Here is a 1115-nt window from a genome sequence, read left to right as displayed (position 1 = left end):
CCATGTCCCTCAATCCCTACGACCTGTACGACACCCGCTCCCTGCTGACCGAGGAGGAGCGCGCCGTGCAGGACACGGTGGCGCGTTTCACCGACGAGCGCGTGCTGCCGATCATCGGCGCTGCTTTCGATGAAGGCCGCTTCCCGCGCGAGCTCATCAGCGAGATCGCCGAGCTTGGCCTGTTGGGTTCGTCCTTGCCCGAGGAGTACGGCGGTGGCGGCCTGAACTCGGTGTCCTACGGCCTGATCTGCCAGGAGCTGGAGCGCGGCGACAGCGGCATCCGCAGCTTCGTCTCGGTGCAGTCCTCGCTGTGCATGTACCCGATCTTCGCCTACGGCACCGAGGAGCAGAAGCAGCGCTGGCTGCCCTCGATGTCGCGCGGCGAGACCATCGGCTGCTTCGGCCTGACCGAGCCGCACGGCGGCTCCGATCCGGCCAACATGAAGACCAACGCCCGCAAGGACGGCGGCGACTGGGTCCTCAACGGCAGCAAGATGTGGATCACCAACGGCAACCTGGCCGACATCGCGATCGTCTGGGCGCAGACCGATGACGGCATCCAGGGTTTCGTGGTCGAGAAGGGCATGAAGGGTTTTGCCGCCCAGGAAATCAAGCACAAGATGAGCCTGCGCGCCTCGGTCACCAGCGGCCTGTTCTTCGACAACGTGCGCGTGCCCGAAGCCAACCGCCTGCCCAACGTGAAGGGTCTGAGGGGCCCGCTGGGCTGCCTGACCCAGGCCCGCTACGGCATCACCTGGGGCCCGATCGGCGCGGCGATCGCCTGCCTGGACGAAGTGCTGGGCTACACCAAGGAACGCATCCTGTTCGACCGCCCGGTGGCGGCGACCCAGAGCGCCCAGCTGAAGATGGCCGACATGGCGCGTCGCATCACCATGGCGCAGCTGATGGTGGTCCAGCTGGGCCGCCTGAAGGACGCCGGCACCATGGCCCCGACCCAGGTCAGCCTGGCCAAGTGGAACAACTGCCGGATGGCGATCGACATCGCCCGCCAGTGCCGCGACCTGCTGGGCGGCGCGGGCATCACCACCGAGCATTGCGCGATCCGCCACGCCATGAACCTGGAGTCGGTGATCACCTACGAGGGCACCGAGACC

At 67.1% G+C, this 1115-nt stretch carries 1 protein-coding gene; it reads left to right on the top strand.

The window, feature by feature from the left end; all coding sequences use genetic code 11:
* Positions 1-2 precede the first annotated feature (2 nt).
* Positions 3-1115: acyl-CoA dehydrogenase family protein (locus tag KZ491_RS12695; RefSeq protein ID WP_222566241.1), on the top strand; the 1113-nt coding region annotated here is incomplete at its 3' end.

The organism is Novilysobacter antarcticus (genome assembly GCF_019802285.1).
Taxonomy (GTDB): domain Bacteria; phylum Pseudomonadota; class Gammaproteobacteria; order Xanthomonadales; family Xanthomonadaceae; genus Novilysobacter; species Novilysobacter antarcticus.
This window is presented reverse-complemented; position numbering and strand designations above follow the sequence as displayed.